Below are 19,900 nucleotides of genomic sequence, written 5' to 3'. Positions count from 1 at the left end.
TGCGATCGGCGTGGCGATTTTCGGTGCTTTAGCAAGTCATGCGGCGTCGGCCGAGACTGCGCAGATCGTGATGGGGGTCAGGCTCTCGGCGGCAATATCGATCGCGCTGCTGTTGCTGGCCGCCGCGACGGCCTGGCGCGTAGTGGAGAACAAAAAGAAAAACCATCGCTAGCGGTGCATCCCACGCGCCGGGAACGTGGGTTGCGAATTGTCTGGAGCACGTCTCGTGCAACGCGCGGTCCGCAGGCCGCTGGAGGTATCGAACCATGTCCACGCCCATAGATCCGACGCAACTGCCGATAGAACCCGACGCCGACGAACTGCTCGATCCCGATGCGCCGCCGAATCCGGACGACCCCGATCTCCCCGACGGCCCTGATTCCGCGACACCGCTCGTTCCCGCTGACCCCAACAACGGCTCTCCGCGCCTTTAAATCCCGGGATGCCGCCGTATAAAAAATGCCCGGCACGCGAAAAACGCGTCCGGGCATTTCTTCAGTTCAAGATTCGAAGCAAGTGATCATAGCGTCGTGGTCAATACGTCGCCGGATTTGAGCGCTTTCTCTATCAGCCCGTCTGCCTGGGCCTTGCGCACGGCATCGGCTACAAAAGATTCGGGCGCCTCGACCTCAGCCTTGATCGCGCTGATGATCCCGGACGCCTCGACGATCACCAGCGATTTCGCCGAATCGGCACGGCTGATGATCACGCGCTGCGGGCTGCCGCCGTCTGCGATGCTTGCGCAAAATTGCATCGGCTGTCCGTCAATGGTTTGCTCAAAGGTTTGAATCATATTGAAGGTTCGCCTCTGGTAAATGAACGGTAAGTCCTTAGAAGGGGACGCATCATCCATGCCAACCCGCCTGACGCGCGTCTTCCTTACTATTGAGCGTGAGCCGGGCGGGAGGTTCAACCCCTGTGGGTAAGTCTGTATCTTAGAAACGATAAGTCACGCCGATCTGCACGACCGGATACCAGCGATATTTCTCGACGCGATTCGTAATGTCCTGCTTTTCCTGATCGATATTCGCCTGCGTTGTGAGCAAACTGTACACCTCCGGCACGAAGTACGACACGTGCGGGCGGCCATATGCCACGCCAAGGTCGGCCATGAAACCAAAGCCCTTCGATACCGGTTTGTGCCCATACCCCACGCCAAGATACGGCATGACGCTCGGCAGCCGCACCGTGGCCGATGGCGCGCCCGCAACGGCAGGAACCGTATCGTCACCGATCTTGAAGTTGCCTTGTGCGTCAGGTACCGCATGCGCCTTCAGTTCGTCGCCATTGATGAGCGCACCGCCCGTCACGCGAAAACCGCTATTCGCAAACGGAAACAGGTCGAGATAAAGGCCGCCTTGAATCAGGCTCAGATGCCCGCTGTATTTGGCGCCGTCGACATTGAACGAATGCGAAAAACCGAGGCCTTCCATTTCAGCATGGACGCCCGCCCAAGAGTTCAGCGAGTAGGCGGCGCCGACACCGCCGCCCAGCGTTCCGCCTTGTATATAGACCTCTTGCGCTTGGGTCGTCTGCGTTGCCAGCATGGCGATCATGGCGGCCGCCGCCGCGCTCAGGACTGTCTTCACCGCACCTTCTCCGTAAGTAGCCGGGGCCTTCCCCGTGGCGAGACTGTACGGTTGCGTTAAACGATTCAATGGAACGAACAGTGACCGTTTTTGGCGTCAATTCGAACGTCCATGCGTCGTCCACGAAACGTTCATCCCTCGATGCAAAAAATGCATGTTTGCCAGAGTAAATTTTGCTGACTTGCGTAAGTCGGTAAGAAAAGATTCCTCGCATCTACCCTAAATGTGAGAGCCCGCTTGCCGTTAAGTTCTATGACAGCTTCATTCAATCGAAGCACACATTTACGCGGAGAGAGCATGTTTGTCGTTATTGGATGGGTGTTGGTCATCGGCTCGGTAATCGGGAGTTTCATGGGGGTTGGCGGTCATCTGGCAGCGCTCGTTCAGCCCTTCGAGCTGCTCTGCATCTTCGGTGCGGCCATCGGGGCATTCGTCGTATCAAACCCTCCCGCGACGCTCAAGAAGACGCTCAAGAGCATCCCGACTGCGTTCAAGGGCGGCGGATACTCGAAAGAAAAGTACGTGCAATTGATCGCGCTGCTTTATGAGCTGCTTCAAAAGGCGCGCAAGGAAGGGATGATGGCGCTCGAAGTCGATGTGGAAGCGCCGGAAAAAAGCCCGACCTTCATGAAGTACGAACACGTGCTCAACGATCACCATCTGCTGGAGTTCATCGTCGATTATTTGCGCATGATGTCGAGCGGCAACGTCAACGCGCTCGAGATGCAGGACCTCATGGATGAAGAACTCGAGACGCATCATGCGGAGGCATCGGTGGCATCCGGCGCGATCCAGAAGATGGCCGACGGCCTTCCCGCATTCGGCATTGTTGCGGCCGTGATGGGCGTGGTTCATACCATGGGCTCTGTCGGCGCTGCGCCTGCCATCCTGGGCGAGATGATTGCCGGCGCACTCGTCGGCACGTTCCTTGGCATCCTGCTCGCATACGGTTTCTTCGGACCGCTTGCCGATCTGCTCGCTGCAAAGGGACAGGCGGAGTCCAAGCCGTTCCAGTGCGTGAAGTCGGTACTGCTTGCATCAATGAACGGTTATGCGCCCGCCATTGCCGTGGAGTTCGGCCGCAAGGTGCTCCTCACGGCTGACCGCCCGAGCTTCAAGGAACTCGATGAAGCCGTCCGCGCCACCAAATCGCCGAAGTCGGCCTGATGCATTGCATGCATTCAGACACCACGGGTAACGAACATGGCTGAAAAACCATCCCGCGATCCCCTGCAGTCGGTGCTTGCGCCGACCATCGTGGTACGCCGCAAGAAGAAGTCCGGACACGGGGCGCATCATGGCGGCGCGTGGAAGATTGCCTACGCCGACTTCGTCACGGCCATGATGGCGTTCTTCCTGCTGATGTGGCTGCTCGGTTCGACATCGAAGTACGACAAGCAGGGCATCGAGGATTACTTCAACGCTCCGCTCTCCACGCTCTTTGGCGGCAAGGACGGCAGTGGCGCTGCGCGCTCGAGCGTGATCAACGGCGGCGGCCGCGACCTGTCGAGTTCACGTCCGGGCGAAGCGACCAAGAGCCAGACCCAGCCGATGCCCAAGACCCCCGCGCGCATTGCCGCGGAGGACGACGCGCGCCGCCTCAAGCAACTGAAAGAGAAACTCACGGCGCTGATCGACAATACGCCGGCGCTGCGTGCATTCAAGGACCAGATTCGTATCGATATCACGAGTGAGGGATTGCGCATCGAGATCGTCGATTCGCTCAAGCGTCCGATGTTTGCATCGGGCAGCTCGAAGCTCGAAAGCTATGTGGGCGTGATCCTCGCGCAGATCGGGGCATCCATGAACGACGTGGACAACCGGGTATCGATCGCAGGTCATACCGACGCCGTGCCCTATTCCGGCGGCCAGGCGGGTTACTCGAACTGGGAGCTGTCGAGCGAACGCGCGAACGCCGCGCGCCGCTCGCTGATCGCAGGCGGCATGAGCGAAGGCAAGATCCTGCAGGTACGCGGCCTGGCCGATGTGCTGCCGCTCAACAAGGCCGTCGCCGACGAACCCACCAATCGCCGCATCAGCATTCTCGTGTTGAACAAGGCGGCGGAGCAGGCGTTCTTCGCGGATGGCGGACGGACTTCGGTGGATGATTCGCAACCGGCGAGCGCCGTGATCCCGGCGAAGGTGGCGCAAGAGCAAGCAAAACCGCGGCCGTTCTCCCCAAGCGGCGAAGTCTCTTCGAAAGGCTGACACGCCGCAGGCGCCGCGACGATACCCATTCGCTCGCGGCGCTCATCGCATCACTTCCCCTTCCCCTCCAGTAATACATCGCCGGCATCTCGCGCGAACCTTCCCATAGCACAGCAGCGGCCTGTGCAGCGTGGCCGTCGTTTCATTACAACTGTCATAGACCTTACATACGCCTCCCGTAAAGTCCGCCCGTCGCAAGTCAGCGGACCGTCAGAGTCCCGCGTATCCACGCACTTGTTGCACCAGACCCATCACGCTACCACCCACGCTCACGGAGAATGTCTTGAACCGTAAATCACTGCTCGCCATCGCCGCACTCGCTGCGTTTGCCGCATCGGCCGCACCTGCGCAAGCTCAAAGCAGCGTCACGCTGTATGGTTTGATCGATGCCGGTATCAGCTACGCGAACCACAGCACCGCCGGCACCGGCAGCTCGAAGATTTTCAAGTACGACGACGGCGTATCGCAAGGCAGCCGCTGGGGCCTGCGTGGTGCTGAAGACCTGGGCGGCGGACTCAAGGCCATCTTCACGTTGGAAAGCGGCTTCAACAGCGGCAACGGCACGCTCGGTCAGGGCGGCGCGGAATTCGGCCGTCAGGCTTACGTGGGTATTTCGAAGTCGGACGTGGGCTCGGTGACACTCGGCCGCCAGTACTCGTTCTCGACTGATTACTTGGGCGGCGCTTATTCCATTGGCGGCCAGACGGTTGCAGGCAACTACGCGTATCACATCAATGACGTGGACCAGTTGACGTCGAGCCGTATCAACAACTCGATCAAGTTCAGCAGCGCCAACTTCTACGGCGTGACGTTCGGTGGCCTGTATGGCTTCTCGAACGCTGCAGGTGCATTCTCGGGCTCGCCCACGACCACGACGGCCGGCGTGACCACGCAAGGTTCATCGCGTGCATACAGCTTCGGCCTGAACTACGCGAACGGCCCGTTCAGCGTTGGCGCGGCTTATACGGACATTCACTTCCCGGCTTCCTCCACCCCGGCATTCAGCACGAGCATTGCAAACGTGGCGACGGGTGGCTCGAAGGACCTGCGCACGTTCGGCATTGGCGCGAACTACAAGATCGCTGCTGCGACCCTCTTCGCGTTGTGGACCAACACGCGCTTCGAAGCGATCAGCGGCGCTACTTCCAAGTTCAATACGTATGAAGCGGGTGCCAAGTATGCGTTCACGCCAGCTGCAACGGCGAGCCTCGGCTACACGTACATGAAGCTGACGGACGCGGCTCAAGGCAAGTGGCAACAAGTCGATGCAAGCGTGGATTACGCGCTCTCCAAGCGTACCGATGTCTACGTGCTGGGCATTTATCAACACGCGTCGGGTTCGAACAACGGAACCGGCGTGCAGGCGCAGATTGGTTCGAGCACGAGCTACTTCGGCACGTCGGGCCGCGGTACGGACAACCAGATCGCTGGGCGCGTGGGTATCCGCCACAAGTTCTGAGCGTTTAGCTGATACGAAAACGGGCCGCTGAAGAGCGGCCCGTTTCCATTTCGATGCCTGATTACAGCACCTTTTTACTGTCGAGCGACTTGCCCGTTTCCGCGTTATACCGTTCCACGTATTCCGCCATCAGCTTGCGCAACGCACGGCCGATCTGCTTGTAGTCGCTTTCGTTCAGATTGGCGAGCGACACGCGGCCCGACGGATGCTGCGTACCGAAGCCGCGCCCCGGCAAGAGCACAACGCGTGCGTCCTTCGCAAGGCGGAACAGCAGCTCTGACGGTTCGGTGTTCTTGAACAGCCACTGCACGAATTCTGGTCCATACGCGCGATTGCCGAGGAACTCGAGGTCGAGGATCGTGTAGTAATCGACCTGGTTCACGTCGCTGTCGTCGAAACTGATTCCAATCTCACGATACAACGCCTCCTTGCGTCCGCGAATCAGGCGCTTCAACGCGTTCTTGTACGCCTCGGGCGTGTCCATCAGCGAGAAAAGCGAGAACAGCACCATCTGCACCTGCTGCGGCGTCGATAAACCCGCCGTGTGATTCAGTGCGACGGTGCGGCTGTCCGCAACCAGCCGGTCGATGAACTTGAGGTTCTCCGGCTCCGTGGTAATGGACTCATAACGCTCGTGCAGTTCGGCGCGTTGTTCCTTGGGCAGCTTGCGGATCAGTTCGTCGATCACGTTGTCCTGGTGTGTCGCGATGGTGCCGAGCCGCCAGCCCGTGGCGCCAAAGTATTTCGAGTACGAATACACGAGGATGGTGTTCTTTGGGCACAAGGCGAAGAGCGAAACGAAGTCGTCGGCGAAGGTGCCGTACACGTCGTCGGTGAGCAGGATCAGGTCCGGCCGTTCCTTCACGATAGCTGCAATGTACTGCAGGCTTTCGGTATCGATCTTGACCGACGGCGGGTTACTCGGATTCACGAGGAAAAACGCTTTGACCTTCGGGTCGCGCAGCTTGTCGAGTTCTTCCTTCGAATATTGCCAGCCGCGTTCAACGTCGGCGTTGAGGTTGACCACATTCAACTTGTAGTCGTTGAGCGTGGGGATTTCAATGTACGGCGTGAAAATCGGTGACCCGAGCGCAATGGTGTCGCCGGGTTTGATCAGGTGATTTTCGCGCAAGGTATTGAAGATATACGTCATAGCCGCGGTGCCGCCTTCGGTCGCGAAGATGTCGAAATCGCCAATGAAAGGATGCTTGCCGACCATTTCCTTTTTTAGATACTGCGCCACGATCACTTCAGACAATTTCAGAATCCGGTCGGGCACCGGATAATTCGAAGCAAGAATCCCCTCGCACATTTCGTAAAGGAATTCGCCGCCGTTCAAACCCAGTTGATCGCGCACGTACGACAGTGCGCCGCGCAAGAAATCGATACCCGGAACGCCCTTGTTGTCGCGTGCGAAAATCTCGAAGCGTTCTTCAAGTCCTTCATGTTTTGGAAACCCGCCCAGCCCTTCTGGCATATGTGCGAATGAACGCTCGGATTCGCGCATGGCGAACAGGCCCAGTTGCCAAAAGCCATGGCGAGGGATGGTGGCGAGGAAGTTCGGGTTGCCGCGGCCAGCGTTGAGCATGGCGACGTTGGCCGGGCGGTCGACGGCACCGCCGCCCGCAGCCTTGATCAACTCGTCCTTCAGTTCGAACGGGCTGAGTGCTGCAATCTTGGACTGCTCCTGCGAACCCGCTTTCTTGGATTTGGACATCCAGTACCTCCAGAAATAATCGACTGCTTTGAAAGAGAGCGGCGCGCGTTGTCTTGGCGCCGGCCCTCGGGAGAAGCGGCAATGAGAGTCAGGGAATGCATGCTTGCCGCGACTAATAATCAAGGCATCCCACATCTCCTGATCGAAAGGGTCGAGCGTTTTGCGTTGGGCTCCATGCCCTTGGTCCACATGCCAGGTCTACATACATAAGTCGCGACATTTATCGCAGGCAATGAAACAATTACTCATTCCATTGCAGGAAAAAAATCGCGATAAACCTGTCCAACGCACAAAGTCGCAACCGCTTCATGATTTGAAATAGCGAAGCGATTTTGCAAAATCGCATCTCGCACCCCTCACTAATATCACGTCCACGTAGCGAAAGCGGTTTCGATGGCGCGAGAATTTGGCGGTATCAAAAACGGCTTTTTAAACGCCGCCTGTCGAATGCCTCGCTTGTGCGCCCATGCGAAAGCCCGGGCACAAGCTCTGCGAGTCGATTAATGCTGAGCCCTAACTGCAAACCAAAGAAAAGGCGCATGACAGATCGAAATAACAAATCTTCGTCTCCTCGACCCGGCTTCGTTCGTGTACGTGGCGCACGCGAGCACAATCTGCGCAACGTGGATGTCGACATACCACGCGACGCACTCGTGGTTTTCACCGGCGTGTCGGGCTCGGGCAAATCGTCGCTTGCATTCGGCACGCTTTACGCCGAAGCGCAGCGCCGGTACTTCGAGTCGGTCGCGCCCTACGCACGCCGTCTTATCGATCAGGTTGGCGTGCCGGAGGTGGATTCGATCGACGGATTACCGCCTGCGGTCGCGCTCCAGCAGCAACGCGGTACGCCGAACGCGCGGTCGTCGGTCGGCAGCGTCACCACATTGTCGAGCCTCGTGCGCATGCTGTATTCGAGAACCGGCACATACCCGGCAAAGCAGCCCATGCTGTTCGCCGAGGACTTCTCGCCGAACACCGTGCAAGGCGCCTGCCCCACATGCCACGGCCTCGGACGCGTGTACGATGTCACCGAACAGTCGATGGTGCCCGACGACTCGCTGACCATCCGCGAGCGTGCGGTCGCTGCGTGGCCACCGGCGTGGCATGGCCAGAACCTGCGCGACATTCTCGTCACGATGGGTTATGACGTCGATACCCCCTGGCGTGACCTTCCCAGGAAAGCTCGCGACTGGATCCTCTTTACCGACGAAACGCCGACGGTGCCCGTCTATGCCGGCCTCACGCCCCAGGAAACGAAAGCCGCGCTCAAACGCCACGCCGAGCCGAGTTATCAAGGCACGTTCACAGGCGCGCGCCGCTATGTGCTGCACACGTTCGCCAATACGCAAAGTGCGTTGATGAAAAAGCGCGTGTCGCGTTTCATGGTGAGCAGCGCGTGTCCGACATGCCATGGCAAGCGGCTGAAGCTCGAGGCGCTGTCCGTCACGTTCGCGGGACTGGATATAGCGGAGTTGTCGCAGATGCCGATGGCGCGGGTCGCGGAAATATTGCGCCCCGTTGCGCGCGGCGAGGCGTCGCCCGATGTAAAAACCGGCGAAGTGCTGAACAAAACAGAAATGCGCGAAGCCGTGGAGCGCCGGGTTGCGTCGGGAGGATCTGCGCACAAGGCATCGCCCGATATACGACGGACAACGAATCAATCCCGCGAAAAGCAGGTCGCCGCACAACGCATGGCAAGAGAGCTGCTCGAGCGATTGTCCACGCTGATCGACCTCGGTCTCGGGTATCTTGCGCTGGACCGGAGCACGCCGACGTTGTCATCGGGCGAACTGCAGCGCCTGAGGCTCGCGACGCAACTGGCATCGCAGTTGTTTGGCGTCATCTACGTGCTCGACGAACCCTCCGCCGGACTTCATCCCGCCGATGGCGAGGCGCTCTACAGCGCGCTGCAGCGCTTGAAAGAAGCCGGCAATTCGCTCTTCGTGGTCGAGCACGATCTGGAGATGATGCGTCGCGCGGACTGGCTGGTGGATGTCGGGCCGGCGGCGGGGACGGCAGGCGGGAGCATCGTGTACAGCGGTCCGCCTGCAGGATTGGCCGACGTGGAAGCATCGCAGACACGGCTGCATCTGTTTGGGGAACGCCGGACTGTCGGACGCACGAAGCGTTCTCCGGCTGGATGGTTGCGGCTTGCCAACGTCACTCGAAACAACCTGCAAGCTCTCGACGTAGCATTCCCGCTTGGATGCTTCACGACGGTCACCGGCGTCTCTGGATCGGGGAAATCCAGTCTGGTAAGTCAGGCGCTGCCGGAACTCATCGCGGAAAAACTCGGCAGTCCGATAGCGACCGAAACCGACGAAGAACGCGATCCTCTCCTCGACACGGAAGACATTCAGACAAACGGCGAGATCGTGGAAGGGATGGAACACATACGCCGCCTCGTAAGGGTCGACCAGAAGCCGATTGGCCGCACGCCGCGCTCCAATCTCGCCACTTATACCGGCCTCTTCGACCACGTTCGCAAGCTGTTTGCCGACACGCCGCAAGCGCGCCGCCGACGCTACGATGCCGGCCGTTTTTCATTCAACGTCGCAAAAGGCCGCTGTCCGACGTGCGAGGGCGAAGGCTTCGTCAGTGTGGAATTGCTTTTCATGCCGAGCGTCTATGCGCCATGTTCCACTTGCGGCGGAACGCGCTACAACCCCGAGACGCTCGAAATCAAATGGAACGACAAGGACATTGCGGAAGTCCTGCAGATGACCGTCGATACCGCCTGCGGCTTTTTCGCAGACGAACCACAGATCATGCGTGCGCTCGCGGTATTGCGTGACATCGGGCTGGGCTATCTGCGGCTCGGGCAGCCCGCGACGGAGCTCTCGGGCGGCGAGGCGCAACGCATCAAGCTCGCAACGGAACTGCAGCGCGCGCAGCGGAGCAAGCACCTCTACATACTCGACGAACCCACCACGGGCCTGCATTGCGTCGACAGCGACCGGTTGCTGGTGCAGTTACAGGGTCTCGTCGATGCGGGCAATACCGTGATTGTCGTCGAGCACGACATGCGCGTGGCGGCGCAAAGCGACTGGGTCATCGACATGGGGCCGGGCGCGGGAGAAAGCGGTGGCAATGTCGTGGCAAGCGGAACGCCAGAGGACGTGGTGAAGAAGGGAGCGCGCGGTCATACAGCGGAATATCTGAAGGCGTGCATGACATGAAAAACGGTGGCCTTGGGCCACCGTTTTTCATGAAACCAAAAAGATCAGTCCATGGTTTCGAGCGTCGGATAGTCCGTGTACCCCTCGGTACCGCGTGCATAGAACGTCTCGGGAATCGGCGCGTTCAACGGGGCATCGGTTTCGAAGCGCTTCACCAGATCCGCATTTGCGATGAACAACTGGCCCCATGCCACAGCATCCGCATCACCGCGATCGAGTGCGGCCTGCGCGCTTTCCTTCGTGAACTTTTCGTTCGCGATATAAACGCCGCCGAACTCTTTCTTCAGCAACGGTCCGATCGAATCTTCAGCCACACGTTCACGTGCAGCAATGAACGCGATCTTGCGCTTGCCCAACTCACGTGCGACATAACCGAAAGTCGCGGCGCGATCGCTGTCGCCCATGCTGTGCGAATCAGCGCGCGGTGCGAGATGCATGGCGACGCGATCCGCGCCCCACACCTCAATACATGCGTCGACAACCTCGAGCATCAGGCGCGCGCGATTTTCAACAGGACCACCGTAATTGTCCGTGCGCGTGTTCGTGCTGTCCTGCAGGAACTGGTCGAGCAGATAACCGTTAGCGCCATGGATTTCAACGCCATCGAAACCGGCCAGCTTCGCGTTCTCAGCTCCTTTACGGAAAGCGGAGACGACGCCTGCGATTTCATCGAGTTCCAGTGCGCGCGGCGTCACGAACTCGCGTTGCGGACGCACGAGGCTCACGTGCCCCTTCGCGGCGATTGCGCTTGGTGCAACGGGCAGGTCGCCATTCAGGAAGATCGGGTCCGAGATACGGCCGACGTGCCAGAGTTGCAGCAGGATCGTGCCGCCTGCGTCATGCACGGCTTTCGTGACCAGCTTCCAGCCTTCGACCTGCTCGTCCGACCAGATTCCCGGCGTTTCAGCGTAACCCACGCCTTGCGGCGTGACCGAGGTCGCTTCGCTCAGGATCAGGCCGGCTGCGGCGCGATCAGCGTAGTACCGTGCCATCAACGCGTTCGGCACGCGTTCTTCACCAGCGCGCTGCCGCGTGAGCGGCGCCATCACAATACGGTTGCGAAGATTGAAAGCGCCTGCTTTGAGCGGATCGAGGAGATTTGGCATTTTTAAAGCAATCCTAAATAGAGTACGGTGAATGTTCGTTGATCGACGTGTCGCGTTTAGAGCGTGCGGTGCAACTGTTCGAGAAACGCGTTGATTACCGCGTCGTCGCGCTTGAAAAAGATCCACTGGCCAACTTTTTTCGACGTGACCAGACCCGCCTTGTGAAGCGTTGCCAGATGAGCCGATACCGTGGATTGCGACATATTGCAGCGCGCATAGATCTGCCCCGCACACACGCCATTCTCCAGCAGCATGTCCTGCTCGCTGAAATAAACCCCGGGTTCGTTGAGCCACGCGAGGATCTCGCGGCGCACCGGATTAGCCAGGGCTTTGTGAATAGCGTCGATGTCCATGAGACGGCAGTAAGTACGGTTAGGTCCAGCGGATGAATTCGCGATGAACCGAATTATATTTCGTAAAAACCCGAAATACAATAAAACCACTTACGCCATTAGGGGTAATCCCTTACTTCGTTTTCTGCGTGTAGCGCAGCCACACGCCATCGTTGGCCGTCTGTTCAACTGACGTCAGCGTGAGGTACGCCGGCTGTTTCCATGCGTCCATCGAAACTTCGAACGACGACGGATGTTCGGTGCGGCCATCGACGAGCGGCAAGATCAGCACGCTGACCTCATCGACAAGACCGGCATTCACGAACGCACCGCTTACATGGGAACCGCCCTCCACGATCAGCTTTTTTACGCCGAGCTCATCTGCGAGCGTTTCGATCACATGACCCAGGTCGATGTCCGTCTTGCCACCGAAAACATACGACACACCAATGGACTGAAGGTACGCAAGATAGTCGTCCGCGACCTGCTCGGTCACGACTTCGATGATGTGCGATTTGAGCGCGGTGTCCGATTTCCACTCGACCAGTCCCTTCGGATCAATAGAAATGGCGTACTGGTCGGCACCGCGTTTGGCGAAATGATTCGTGCGCGGAACGGGTTCCTCGGCGAGGCCCTTCGGATAACCGTCGCCATGCGCGATTTCCTGCATCGTGACGCGTCCGCAAATCCAGCCGTCGGCCTCGAACGTGGCAGCGGTGCTTTCGTACAAGTCGGAAGCATAGTCGAGGTGCCAGCCGTCAGTGAGACTGCGACCATCGACGGAAGACATCATGTGGCAAACAATATAGGGCTTCATGGGAGGTCCATGGTTGGGTTAGGACAATCGCATTGCAGCAAATAGTATTCCGCAGCGCTCAAAGACAAAAATACCGCGTCATGCTGCCGGTCGGAAGCGAGGTTCGATGGGCATAACGCTTGCATTTCAAGTGTAAGGAACCGCCATTCGTGGAGCGGTTTCCATCAATTCTGGAGATGACATAAGCCTCGCCGATACGAGCAAGGGTGTCGTGGGAATGGACCCGACCGAGCATGCCGACGCCGACATGAAGGACGTGCTCAACGCATTCGAGAGCCTGAACCCGAAGCCAATCGAAGATTGCACTCCAGACGAAGCGCGTCAGCAACCTACCGTCACCGACGCCGTGATGAAGCTGATGCAGGCACGCGGCATCACGCCACCGCCAGCCGTACAGCAGGTGCAGACACAGGAGATCATGATTCCGGGCGCGGCATGCGAAAACCCCGCACGTGTCTACAAGCCTGCGGGCGAAGGCCCGTTCCCCGTGATCCTGTATTTCCACGGCGGCGGCTTCGTGTTTGCCGACATCGACGTCTACGATGCAACGCCGCGTTCGATCGCCGCGCAGACGAATGCGTTACCTGGGGTAGATAGTCTGCTGGTATCGGGCGGCCGGTTGTGGTTTCATCGTGCTTCGACTCACTCGCCGCCCGCCCATGGACCTGAAGCAGATTCAATATTTCATCGCGCTGTTTGAAGATGGTTCGGTCACGCGCGCTGCGAGGCGGCTCAATATCGTTCAGCCCGCATTGAGCATGCAGATTTCGAAGCTCGAGGCGGAATTGAATCAGCCGCTCTTCGAACGAGGCCCGCATGGCATGACGCCGACCGACGCGGCGCGCCTCATGTACCGGCTGTATGTGCCGATCATTCGAGACATCGACCATGCGCGCGAGCAGCTCAGCAGCACGGACGTGATCGTCACGGGACGCGTGTCGCTGGGCATGGTGGCATCGGAAGCGGAAAGCGTATTGCCCGAGTCGCTCGCGACCTTCAATGCACTGTTTCCGCAAGTCGAGGTATCGGTGGCGGACGGCTTTAGCGCACAACTGATTGATGCCGTGGAAGCCGGACGGCTCGACGCTGCGGTCATCAACAAGCCGCGCGGACGTCTCACGCTCGATACCCGCGCGTTACTCGACGAAGAAATGGTTCTCGTGGTCAGTGCAACCCACGGTCGCGTTCTGCCCGACGAGATCGACCTGTCCAGGCTCGGCGACCTCGAGCTAGTGCTGCCGACGCGGCGCAACGGCTTGCGCGGCGCACTCGACGCCGCGCTTCTCAACGCGGATATCGTGATCAAGCCGAAGTTCGAGATCGACCTGTTGACCACGATCGTGCAGTTCGTGGAACAGAGCAGCGTGGCGACCATCATGCCGCGCGTGGTCGTGCAGCGCAAAGTGGACGACGGCGTGCTGCGGATTCACCGGATTGCGAACCCGGTTATCGTGCGGCAGATCGTGTGCGTCAGTCACCCGAAGCGGCCGCTTGGGTCTGCGGCGAGCGCCCTCATCGATATCATCACGGAAGACATTCGCCGCGTGACTACCGCACCCTGACGTTCAATGTACGGCTCGCGCGTTGTTCTCCAGCTTGCCGAGCGTTTCCGGAACAATGAAAGCGCCAACTAGAAAGATCACGCTGATCACACCGACAAAGATAGCCAGCGTCATGGGCAGTTCACTCGGGTCCTTCGCGACGAGCGACACGGCCGTCGGCATCATCCCGCCGATTGCAAAGCCGATGTTCCACGAGAGGCCCGTTCCCGTTGCGCGGATCGCGGTGGGAAATCGTTCATTCAGGAAGATCAGGATAGGCGCATAACCCGCGCTGCCGAGCGCACTCAGTATCACGGCGTAGAGGCCGATCATCGTGATGCTTTGCGCAGTAGGCAACAACAGGAACAACGCGGGTAACGCGACGAGACGCACGAGTCCGATCCAGATGAACGCACTCTTGCGTCCAATGAAGGTGCTCAGATGGCCCGCTGCGACCGAGGCCAGCAGCACTCCCACGCTTGCGATCATCAGGATGGCCGCAGCCGCGCCGTTGGGCGCGTGGCTGACCACCTTGAGAAAGGTAGGAAGGTAGCCCGACGTGAGGTAATAGCCGCTGCCGCCGCCAATCGTGAGCAGCAGGTTCACGAAAAGAATGCCGCGATATTCGCGGGAAAACAGCGTCTTGATTGGCGATCGAATCACTTCGACCGGCACCGACGGATCACGATTCGCGGCCTTGGCCGCCTTCTCTGCCGCAAGCTTCTGCCAGAGCGGCGACTCCTCGAGCGTATTGAAAACGAACAGGCCGAGCACCGAGCTGATGATGCCGGTGAAGAACATGCAGCGCCATCCCCAGACATCGAACAGTTCGCCGGGGAAGATTGCGGACATGGTCAGGAACACAATGGACGCGAGCAGCGCACCGAGCCCTGCACCGCCGCCGCCGATCAATCCCGAGACCGCGCCTCGATACTTGGGCGCAACGGACTCCGTGCCGATGGTATGCGTGGACGCCACCACGCCACCTACGAACACGCCCTGCACGAGGCGCAACAGAAGAAAGAGGATTGGCGCGGCGAGTCCGGCTTGCGCGACCGTTGGCAACACCCCGAAAAGCGCCGTCGATATCCCCACGCCAACGACTGCGAGAATCATCGCACCCTTGCGTCCATGACGGTCCGCATAAGAGCCGAACCATGCCGAACCGAGCGGCCGCATCAACAGGGTCACGGCAAACGACGCATATACTGCCGCCAGCGAAAGCATGGCGTGTTCGGACGGGAAGAACAGCCGGCCGACCACCGGCGCGACATACAGGAGCACGAACAGATCGAAAAGATCGAGTGCCCAACCCAGGCACGAGGCTACCACTGCACCCATGACCTGCCGCGAGTTGACCTCGGGCACGGCGGTGCTTTCCTGAGCTGCAACGGACATTTTTATCTCCTTGAAGGTCGCGGCGCCGCCTTATGGAAGGCACCGTGTACGTGGCACGTATATTGGTTCGTGCTCTTGTTGGCGTTTATGAAATCGTTGCATGCAAATAGATCGTCTTGTTGCTTGCGGAACTGGGCGGCCGTTCGCGCAGCATCGTGTCCGCGATTTTTTCCGCGATCATGATGGTCGGGATATTCGTGTTGGCCGAAGGCAGGCGCGGCATGAGCGATGCATCGACCACGCGCAGGCCTCGCGCGCCGTGCACGCGGCCCTGTGTATCGACGACAGCCTGGCGATTGCCTGCCACGCCCATCCGGCATGTTCCGCTCGCGTGCCATACGCCGAATACATTCGCGCGAATGAACGCGTTCAGCGCGTCGTCGCTCGCAAGCATTGAGGCCATGCCCTGACCACGCGTAAAGAAACGTTCGATCAGCACTCGACGCAAGGGCGCAGGCGTATCGAGCAATGCGCCAAGCAGCGATGTCAAGATTGCATTGACCTTGCCCACGCGGCTCAATGCCTTCACGCGCGGCGAAAATGCGGCTGGGAAAAAATCACGCCTGTCTTCACCCAGGCCCGATGCTTCGACCACTTTGGCGAGCAGGCGAACGCCAATGGCAAGGCGTGCGATATCGCGTTCGTCGTCAAGCAGGTTCAGGTCCACGCGTGGTGCGATGTCGGAGTCTGCGGACACGAGTTGCACACGGCCGCGCGAATATGGACGGTTGCACCACAAGAAAAACAAGCCAAGGCGATTGCCCAGCGCATGCCACGCGGCGCGCGTTGCACTCGATAAATACAGGTCCGAGACGTCGCACCCTTCCAGGCCAGATGTGAATCGCGCGGCCGTCATGCTCGCGCGACGACGCGTGAGCGGCATGCGGAACTGCGGTTCGAGGAAATGGCAAAACGTCAGCGATGGATGGTCCTGAAGATTCCTTCCGACGCCGGGTAAATCGATCGCGCAGCGAATGCCAAGTTGATCGAGCTCCTTCGAATTTCCGATACCCGCCCGCAGCAACATGGCGGGCGACTGCAGCGCGCCCGCTGCCAGGATCACTTCTCGCGCTTCGAACTTGATCTTTTCGCCATTCGCCGCTAATGCTAGAACACCATGCGCGGTCACGCCGCTCATCAGGATGCGTTCAACGCGAAGGTTCGCGAAGATCGACAGGTTCGGACGCTTGCGCGTGGCGGCATCGAGGTAAGCCGTCGCTGTCGTCACACGCCGGTCGTTGAAGTTTGAAAACGCCCCGGGAAACAGACCGTCGCCGAATTCGGCATTCTGGTCTTGCAGTGTCGCGAATCCATTGCTCTTCAAACCCTTCGCAAACGCGTGGCAAAACGGCGGCCACTCATCAGGCATGATGCGGCGAATCGCAACGGGACCGTCCTTGCCGTGCAGCGGGTCAGCAGGGAAATTTGCGTCGCTTTCCAGCTTGCGGAAGTACGGCAGGACCTCGTCCCACGCCCAGCCCGGCGCGCCGTTCTCGGCCCACTCATCGTAGTCGCGCGGCAAGCCGCGATTAGCCGATTGCACGTTGATACTCGAACCGCCGCCCATGACACGGCCTTGCTCGTACACACGTTCAGCAGCTTGCCTTGTAGCCCGGGCTTTCAGTCCAGGCCAGATGTAGGTATCACCGCAAAACACAGGCATGGGATAGCTGTCTAGGATCGCTGCGGGCACGTTGCCCGGGGGCGTGTCCGCGCCCGCTTCGATCAACGCGACACGCAGCGACGGCACGGCCGATAGCCGATGCGCAAGTACGCATCCCGCCGACCCGCCGCCCACGATCACGTAGTCGAACGCCTCCATGCAAGTCCCCTGTTTGTTATGGATAAAGGTCAGCTGCCGCGAAACACCGGCTTGCGTTTGCTATGAAACGCCTCAACGCCTTCACGGAAGTCATCCGATGTACGCAACCGGCTGTAAGAATGCCCTTCAAGTTCGATGGCAATCGAGAGCGGCGCATCTTCCGTATCGTTGAGCAGCTTTTTTGCCGTGCGCTGTGCCAACGGCGAAAACGCGCGTAGCTCATCGACCAGCGCATCGGTCGTGGCTTCGAGTTGCGCGTCGGCCACGCACTCCACGGCGATGCCCCACTCGTATGCCTGCTTGCCTGGAATGCGGCGCGAGCGCATCACGATGTCCTTGGTCCTGCCAACGCCCACCATCTGCTGCAACCGAGCCGAGCCGCCCGAGCCGGGAATCTGCCCGAGTTTCTGTTCCGGCAGCGCGTAGAACGTGGTGTCCGTCGCGATACGGAAGTCGCACGCGAGCGACAACTCGAAGCCCACACCAAAACAAAACCCGCGATTCGCCGCGATAACAGGCTTGGAGCAGCGCGCCGGCGCCGCGATGTTCCACGCAAGTTTCGACACATGTTCCGGCGATGCTTCGAGAAAGCCCTTGATGTCGCCGCCGCTCGAGAAATGCTCACCGTTCGCGCGCACGACGATCACGCGCACGCGGTCGTCTTCATCGAGTGCTTCGAAGGCCGCGCGCAACTGGTCGCGTGCGTGCATGGAAATGACGTTCAACGGCGGACGATGCAGGATGATGTCGGCGCGCTCGCGTTGTTCATCGACTTCGATCGAGAAGCCGTCCAGGTCCTGCAACAGCGTCTGGCCGCGATGGGTCAGTTCGGTCATCGGTTACTCCTTCGTTGTTTCTTTCGGGTTGATTGAAGTGTCGACTTCGTATTCACCGGCCGAGAGCTTGCGGCGCAGGATTTTTCCGACGGGAGATTTCGGAATGTCATCGACGAAAACATAGTCGCGCGGCCGCTTGAAATTCACGAGGTCGGACTCGCGGCACCAGCCGTCGAGGATCTCGGCGTTCACGTAATCGCGGCGCTTGATGAAGGCCACCACGCGTTGGCCCCAGCGTTCGTCCTTCACGCCGGCCACCGCCACTTCGTCCACTGCGGGATGTAATGACAGGACCGATTCGATGTCGACCGGCGAGATGTTTTCACCCCCGCTGATGATCATGTCGTCAACGCGGCCGCTCACGAAGAGGTCGCCGTCCTTGTCGAAGAAGCCAGTGTCGCCGGTGAAGTACCAGCCGTCGCGCAGGGACTTCGCGTTCGCGTCCGGACGGTTCCAGTAGCCTTCGAACGCTTCGTCGCCCAGCAGGTCCGCGATGATCTGGCCTTCCTCGTTGACCGCCGCGAAGTCCGTTGGCGAGGAGGCGTCGAGCTTGACCACTCGCAATCGCGTATTGATGCCTGCGCGCCCGGCACTGCCCGGCTTGCGCATGGCATCCTGATCGATGCTGACCGTGTACACCTCGGATGATCCATAGTGGTTCACGAAGAGCTCGGGTTGGAATGCGGCGAAGAGACGTTTGAGCAAGCCGTCGCTCATGGGAGCGCCTGCAAAACCCAGCTTCGTGACCGATCTCGTCGTAGCGTCCGCAAAACCTGGCGCTGCCAGGAGATCGTGATAGAGCGTCGGCACGAGGTACAGGCACGTGAGTTCGAATTCACTGATCGATGCAAGCGCCTGCGCCGCATTCCAGCGGCGCACGCAGACGAACAAGCCGTCGACCAGTGCCATGGCGAGTAATGAACGCACGCCCATGGTGTGATAAAGCGGCATGACGCCGAGCGTGCGTTCGTTGTATCGATACAAGTTTTGCGCAACATGTGCGAGCGCAGCGGCACGTTCGTGTCGATGGCGCCGTGGCACGCCCTTCGCCTTGCCGGTCGTGCCGGATGTGTAAAGGATCAGAGAGACATCGTCGGCGGAGGCTTCGGCCGTAGTGTTCGCTGCGTTCGCGTTGAGGAGCGTGTCGAAGGAGAGCGTGCCGCGCGCTTCGTCCAGTGCAATGCGCGGGATCTCCTGCGCTGCTGCGCTGCCCTGCACGGCGTCGGCGGAAACAGGCTCGAATACGATTGCTTTCGCGCCGGAATCTGTCACGCAATAATCCAGTTCTTCCGGCTTTGCACGCCAGTTCAGCGGCGTCATGACGATGCCCGCGAACTGGCAGGCCCAGTGCAGCGTCGCCATCTCCCATCGGTTTTGCAGCACGACGAGCAAACGGTCGCCGCGCCCGATGCCCACCTCGCGCAGGCCACCGGCTACACGCAGAATGACTTCGTGCCACTGCGCATAGGTCAGGCGTTTGTCGCCATCCACAAGTGCGAGCGTGTTCGGACTGCGCTCCACACTCTGCAAGAAGGTTCGGCCGAGATCAAGCATGTTCCGGCTCCTTCCTGCCCGCATTTCTTCGCGCCGCCACGTCGAGCACGGCGGCGACTATCGGCGTATAGCCAGTACATCGGCACAGATGGCCAGAGAGCATTTCGCGTACTTCGGTTTCGCTGGGGTCGGGCACGCGTTTGAGAAAGTCCGCGCACGACATCAGGATTCCTGCCGTGCAGAAGCCGCACTGCAACGCATGATGGCGTTGGAACGCTTGCTGCAAGTCCCCCAGTGTCTGATCCGCCGCAAGACCTTCGACGGTATCCACGCGGCGCCCTTCCACCTGGACCGCAAGCATCAGGCACGACCGCCCGGCGACGCCGTCCACGTGCACCGTGA

At 59.8% G+C, this 19,900-nt stretch carries 18 protein-coding genes; 7 read left to right on the top strand and 11 right to left on the bottom strand.

All coding sequences use genetic code 11. The features are described from left to right. Positions 1-266 precede the first annotated feature (266 nt). Positions 267-434, top strand: coding sequence for a hypothetical protein (locus tag ACRXB1_RS10200; RefSeq protein WP_155524353.1), 168 nt, complete (start codon positions 267-269; stop codon positions 432-434). An 86-nt stretch (positions 435-520) separates the two neighbouring features. Here the strand turns inward: ACRXB1_RS10200 and ACRXB1_RS10195 are convergent, their stop codons facing one another. Together ACRXB1_RS10195 and ACRXB1_RS10190 are read right to left on the bottom strand one after the other, a co-directional pair. Continuing rightward, the gene (locus ACRXB1_RS10195) at positions 521-793 is read right to left on the bottom strand and encodes a hypothetical protein (RefSeq protein WP_062003266.1); all 273 of its coding nucleotides are present in this window, start codon (positions 791-793) and stop codon (positions 521-523) included. 142 nt (positions 794-935) lie between these two features. Then, positions 936-1,589: a hypothetical protein gene (locus tag ACRXB1_RS10190; protein WP_236873462.1), complete on the bottom strand. Its 654-nt coding sequence runs from the start codon at positions 1,587-1,589 to the stop codon at positions 936-938. Positions 1,590-1,886: 297 nt separating this feature from the next. Here ACRXB1_RS10190 and motA point away from each other — a divergent pair, with 297 nt between their 5' ends. The 3 genes from motA (at position 1,887) to ACRXB1_RS10175 (ending at position 5,256) form a co-directional block, all read left to right on the top strand. After that, positions 1,887-2,756, top strand: a complete 870-nt coding sequence (gene motA / locus ACRXB1_RS10185) for a flagellar motor stator protein MotA (RefSeq protein WP_062003267.1) — start codon at positions 1,887-1,889, stop codon at positions 2,754-2,756. A 36-nt stretch (positions 2,757-2,792) separates the two neighbouring features. Next, complete coding sequence (gene motB / locus ACRXB1_RS10180) at positions 2,793-3,797, top strand: flagellar motor protein MotB (protein WP_449491937.1); 1,005 nt, start codon at positions 2,793-2,795, stop codon at positions 3,795-3,797. Between the two features lie 283 nt (positions 3,798-4,080). Next, on the top strand, positions 4,081-5,256 hold the full coding sequence (locus tag ACRXB1_RS10175; RefSeq protein WP_062003269.1) for a porin: 1,176 nt from the start codon (positions 4,081-4,083) through the stop codon (positions 5,254-5,256). Positions 5,257-5,317: 61 nt separating this feature from the next. Here the strand turns inward: ACRXB1_RS10175 and ACRXB1_RS10170 are convergent, their stop codons facing one another. Continuing rightward, entirely contained in the window at positions 5,318-6,973 is a 1,656-nt protein-coding gene (locus tag ACRXB1_RS10170) for a bifunctional aspartate transaminase/aspartate 4-decarboxylase (protein ID WP_449491936.1), read from the bottom strand. A 539-nt stretch (positions 6,974-7,512) separates the two neighbouring features. Between ACRXB1_RS10170 and ACRXB1_RS10165 the strand changes: the two genes are divergently transcribed. Next, positions 7,513-10,152: an excinuclease ABC subunit A gene (locus tag ACRXB1_RS10165; RefSeq protein WP_449491935.1), complete on the top strand. Its 2,640-nt coding sequence runs from the start codon at positions 7,513-7,515 to the stop codon at positions 10,150-10,152. A gap of 44 nt (positions 10,153-10,196) precedes the next feature. Here ACRXB1_RS10165 and ACRXB1_RS10160 read toward each other — a convergent pair whose 3' ends face one another. The 3 genes from ACRXB1_RS10160 to ACRXB1_RS10150 all read right to left on the bottom strand — a co-directional run bounded on the left by ACRXB1_RS10160 (position 10,197) and on the right by ACRXB1_RS10150 (position 12,407). After that, positions 10,197-11,258 carry an alkene reductase gene (locus tag ACRXB1_RS10160; protein ID WP_062171433.1) on the bottom strand — a complete coding sequence of 354 codons (1,062 nt, stop codon included), beginning with the start codon at positions 11,256-11,258 and terminating at the stop codon, positions 10,197-10,199. A gap of 56 nt (positions 11,259-11,314) precedes the next feature. Continuing rightward, positions 11,315-11,611: an ArsR/SmtB family transcription factor gene (locus tag ACRXB1_RS10155; RefSeq protein WP_062003273.1), complete on the bottom strand. Its 297-nt coding sequence runs from the start codon at positions 11,609-11,611 to the stop codon at positions 11,315-11,317. A 112-nt stretch (positions 11,612-11,723) separates the two neighbouring features. Continuing rightward, entirely contained in the window at positions 11,724-12,407 is a 684-nt protein-coding gene (locus ACRXB1_RS10150) for a dihydrofolate reductase family protein (protein ID WP_062003274.1), read from the bottom strand. A gap of 217 nt (positions 12,408-12,624) precedes the next feature. On the opposite strand from ACRXB1_RS10150, the gene ACRXB1_RS10145 reads away from it, so the two are divergent. Together ACRXB1_RS10145 and ACRXB1_RS10140 are read left to right on the top strand one after the other, a co-directional pair. Further along, on the top strand, positions 12,625-13,107 hold the full coding sequence (locus ACRXB1_RS10145) for an alpha/beta hydrolase (RefSeq protein WP_449491934.1): 483 nt from the start codon (positions 12,625-12,627) through the stop codon (positions 13,105-13,107). Then, positions 13,067-13,969 carry a LysR family transcriptional regulator gene (locus tag ACRXB1_RS10140; RefSeq protein WP_062171437.1) on the top strand — a complete coding sequence of 301 codons (903 nt, stop codon included), beginning with the start codon at positions 13,067-13,069 and terminating at the stop codon, positions 13,967-13,969. Before ACRXB1_RS10145 ends, ACRXB1_RS10140 begins: the two co-directional genes overlap by 41 nt. A 3-nt stretch (positions 13,970-13,972) precedes the next feature. Here the strand turns inward: ACRXB1_RS10140 and ACRXB1_RS10135 are convergent, their stop codons facing one another. The 5 genes from ACRXB1_RS10135 to ACRXB1_RS10115 all read right to left on the bottom strand — a co-directional run. Beyond that, positions 13,973-15,346, bottom strand: a complete 1,374-nt coding sequence (locus tag ACRXB1_RS10135; protein WP_062003277.1) for an MFS transporter — start codon at positions 15,344-15,346, stop codon at positions 13,973-13,975. Positions 15,347-15,431: 85 nt separating this feature from the next. Next, on the bottom strand, positions 15,432-17,168 hold the full coding sequence (locus ACRXB1_RS10130; RefSeq protein WP_449491933.1) for a GMC family oxidoreductase: 1,737 nt from the start codon (positions 17,166-17,168) through the stop codon (positions 15,432-15,434). Between the two features lie 29 nt (positions 17,169-17,197). Further along, positions 17,198-18,004 (bottom strand): enoyl-CoA hydratase/isomerase family protein, encoded by an 807-nt coding sequence (locus tag ACRXB1_RS10125; RefSeq protein WP_062171441.1) that lies wholly within the window; start codon positions 18,002-18,004, stop codon positions 17,198-17,200. A gap of 3 nt (positions 18,005-18,007) precedes the next feature. Continuing rightward, positions 18,008-19,558 (bottom strand): AMP-binding protein, encoded by a 1,551-nt coding sequence (locus tag ACRXB1_RS10120; RefSeq protein WP_449491932.1) that lies wholly within the window; start codon positions 19,556-19,558, stop codon positions 18,008-18,010. Next, positions 19,551-19,900, bottom strand: a 350-nt coding sequence (locus tag ACRXB1_RS10115; RefSeq protein ID WP_449491931.1) for a (2Fe-2S)-binding protein, incomplete at its 5' end; no start/stop codon positions are given. The genes ACRXB1_RS10120 and ACRXB1_RS10115, both read right to left, overlap by 8 nt.

The sequence above is a fragment of the Caballeronia sp. M23-90 genome (genome assembly GCF_053574605.1).
The sequence above is the reverse complement of the archived record's forward strand: the minus strand, read 5'-3'. Positions and strand labels throughout refer to the sequence as shown.